Source organism: Kitasatospora sp. NPDC004799 (genome assembly GCF_040609095.1).
Taxonomy (GTDB): Bacteria; Actinomycetota; Actinomycetes; order Streptomycetales; family Streptomycetaceae; genus Kitasatospora.
Window position 1 is genome coordinate 1 of the sequence record NZ_JBEXJK010000665.1, and the last position, 2,669, is coordinate 2,669.

Below are 2,669 nucleotides of genomic sequence, written 5' to 3' on the forward strand. Positions count from 1 at the left end.
GGCGGAGAGCATGGGCTTCACGACGTGCCATGCGGTCACGGGTGACGACTTGGGCGGCGAGGGCGTCGGCGGCGGCCGTCAACTCCTCCTCCCGGGCGCGCTCCTGGCGGGCGTACTCGGCGTACGAAGGCCCCGGCTGCGGGAGTCGGGCTGCCGTACCGTCCCGTTCGGCAAGGTAGAGGGCGGCGAGGTCGGCGGACAGGACCGGCAACGAACCGCCGTCGACGGCGATGTGATGGATCGTCAGCACCAGGGTGTGGTCCTCCGGCCCGTGCCGCAGCAGCAGGGCGCGCAGCACCGGACCGGTGGCGAGGTCGAACGGGCGGGCGGCCTCGACGGCGAGCTGCTCCGGGCCGGTGGCGTCCAGCACCGGCAGCGGCACCGGGGTGACCGGGTCGATCCGCTGGTACGGCTGCTCGCCGCGGCGCGGGTACCGGGTGCGCATGACGGCGTGCCGCTCGGTCAGGCCGGTGAGCGCGGCGGCGAGGGCGGCCCGGTCGAGCGGTCCGCGCAGCCGGGTGGCGAGCGGCACGTTGTAGAGCGCGCCGCCCTGGCCGAGGTGCTCCATCAGCCACATCCGCTGCTGGGCGTGCGAGAGCGGGGCCGGGTCGGTCGGCTCCACGGGGGCGGCGGGCGGCGGCGGGGTGGTCACGGCGGCGCGGCGGCTGCGGGCGCGGCGCAGCAGGTCGGTCTGGTCGACGGTGCTCATCGGTCGGCTCCGGGGGTGTCGTCGGCGGCCAGCAGGGCGCGTTCCAGCAGCTCCGCCTGGGCGGCGACGGTCGGGTGGTCGAGGAACTCGGCGAGCGACAGCTCGACCCCGAGGTCCTCGCGCAGGTCGTCCACCACCCACATGGCGAGCAGCGAGTGCCCGCCCTCGGCGAGGAAGTCGGCGTCCGGGTCGGTGATCGGGCGTTCCAGGGCCCGGCTCCACGCCTCGGCGACGACCTGCTGGATCGGGCCGAGCGCGGCGGCGGCGGACGGCTGCGCCGCGGTCGCCCCGTCGGCGGCCAGCGCCTTCCGGTCCACCTTTCCGCTGCCGGTCAGCGGCAGCGCGGCGAGGACGGTCCAGGCGGTGGGCACCAGGTGGGCGGGCAGCTGCTCGGCCAGCCGGGCGCGCAGCGCCTCGACGGCCGGGCGGGCGCCCTCGGCGAGCACCAGGCAGGCGGTGAGCGCGGCGTCGGCCTGGCCGGCCCGGCGGACCACGACCGCCGCCTCGGCGACCTCGGGCAGCCGGAGCAGCGCGTGCTCGACCTCGCCCGGCTCGATCCGGAAGCCGCGGACCTTGACCTGGTCGTCGGTGCGCCCGTGGTACTCCAGGGAGCCGTCCGGCAGCTCGCGGACCCGGTCGCCGGTGCGGTAGGCGCGTCCGATGCCCGGCAGTTCGCGGAAGCGCTCGGCGGTCAGCTCCGGCCGGCCGAGGTAGCCGAGGGCCAGCCGGGCGCCGGCGATCCAGAGTTCGCCGACGCCGCCCGGCGCCACCGGCGCGAGCCCCTCGTCCAGGACGTACCCGCGGGCGCCGCCGAAGGTCCGGCCGATCGGCACCGAGCCGGCGCAGTCGGCCTGGGTGACCCGGTGCAGGGTGGTGAAGGTGGTGGCCTCGGTCGGCCCGTAGACGTTGACCAGTTCGAGCCAGGGGAAGGCCCGCAGGACCGCGCCCGCGTGCTCGGCGGAGACCGCCTCGCCGCCGACGGCCAGGGTGCGCAGGACGCCGAAGACCCGGGAGCGGCGGGCCGCCAGGTGGTGGAAGAGGGCGGTGGTGAGGAACACGGTGGTGACGCCGAAGCGCTCGACGTCGCGGACCAGGTCCTCGGCACTGGGCCGCTCGCTCGGCGAGACGGCCACGGCGGCGCCGCGGGCGAGCGGGGCCCACAGCTCGAAGGTGGCGGCGTCGAAGGAGACGGTGGAGTGGAAGAGCACCCGGTCGCGCGGGCCGAGGGCGATCGCGTCCTCGGCGGTGACCAGGTCGGCGACGGCGCTGTGCGGGACGAGGACGCCCTTGGGGCGGCCGGTGGAGCCGGAGGTGTAGTAGAGCAGGGCGGGCGCGGCCGGGTCGGCGGCGTCGGGCGCGGTGCCGTCGGTGGCCTCGGTGCCGCGCTCGGTGAGCACCAGGGTGCGCTCCTCGGGGAGCCCGGCCTCGGCGAGCAGCGCCTTGTCGCCGAGGACGAGCCGGGCGTCCGCGTCGGCGGTCATCTCGGCGATCCGCGGGCGCGGGTAGGCCGGGTCGATCGGGACGACCAGGGCGCCGGCCCGCCAGACGGCGAGCTGGGCGACGACGAGCCGGGTGGAGCGGGCGCACAGCAGGCCGACGGCGCTGCCGGGGCCGATCCCCCGGGCGGCCAGGACGGCGGCCAACCGGCCTGCGGCGTCGACCAGTTCGCGGTAGGTCAGGACGGTGGAGCCGTCGGTCACGGCGAGCGCGTCGGGCCGCAGCTCGGCCTGCCGGGCGATCAGCGCGGGCAGGGCGGGCAGGGCCGAGGCGGCCGGGCTTTCGGTGCTCGGGGCGGCGGCGTTCCGCCGGGTGGGCGAGGTCGCGGTGGTCATGGCGGTGGTTCCCTTCCGGGCGCCCCGGCCGGGTGTGCCAGGCCTCCTCGACCAGGAAGATGCGCTTCTTCCGGTCCGGCCTGATCCAGGTGTGCTCCAGCCACACCCCGACGATCGCCATCAGGATC

2 protein-coding genes are annotated in these 2,669 nt (G+C 77.0%); both read right to left on the reverse strand.

Annotated features, from left to right (window positions below; all coding sequences use genetic code 11):
- Nucleotides 1–709: condensation domain-containing protein (locus tag ABZW03_RS39630; RefSeq protein ID WP_355269556.1), on the reverse strand; the 709-nt coding region annotated here is incomplete at its 3' end.
- Nucleotides 706–2,541 carry a non-ribosomal peptide synthetase gene (locus ABZW03_RS39635; RefSeq protein ID WP_355269558.1) on the reverse strand — a complete coding sequence of 612 codons (1,836 nt, stop codon included), beginning with the start codon at nt 2,539–2,541 and terminating at the stop codon, nt 706–708. The genes ABZW03_RS39630 and ABZW03_RS39635, both read right to left, overlap by 4 nt.
- Between the last annotated feature and the right edge of the window lie 128 nt (nt 2,542–2,669).

Bases quoted from the DNA above. Each gene is read 5' to 3' on its own strand.
- ABZW03_RS39635 (WP_355269558.1), bottom strand. From the start codon at position 2,541: ATGACCACCGCGACCTCGCCCACCCGGCGGAACGCCGCCGCCCCGAGC.